The sequence below is a fragment of the Gordonia sp. UBA7599 genome (assembly GCA_002477755.1).
GTDB lineage: Bacteria > Actinomycetota > Actinomycetes > Mycobacteriales > Mycobacteriaceae > Gordonia.
Genome location: DLKD01000136.1, coordinates 1 through 308, shown reverse-complemented (window position 1 = coordinate 308; position 308 = coordinate 1). Strand labels below are relative to the sequence as shown.

The window sequence follows — 308 nt, the reverse complement described above, 5'->3', positions numbered from 1 at the left end:
GGCGATGCTCACCGACGCGGCCGTCCTCGGCCGCCGGGTCGACGGCGAGACACTGGCCGCGCTGTCGGGCACCGATGAGGACGCAGTGCTGGAAGCGCTCGAGCCGGCGATGGCCGCCGGACTTGTCGTCGAGGACGGCATCGACCGGTACTCGTTCGCCCACGCCCTGGTGCGCGACACGCTCTACGACTCCTTGTCGGCGTCGCGGCGCGCACGCCGCCACGTCGCTGCGGCTCGGACACTGGCCGGACGAGGTCGGGCGGTCGAGGAAGCCCGGCACTGGCTCGCGGCCGGTCCAACGCATGCGG

1 protein-coding gene is annotated in these 308 nt (G+C 73.7%); it reads left to right on the top strand.

Going from position 1 to position 308, the window contains the following annotated elements; translation table 11 throughout:
• Positions 1 to 308: hypothetical protein (locus B4L26_RS15335; RefSeq protein ID WP_290720115.1), on the top strand; the 308-nt coding region annotated here is incomplete at both ends.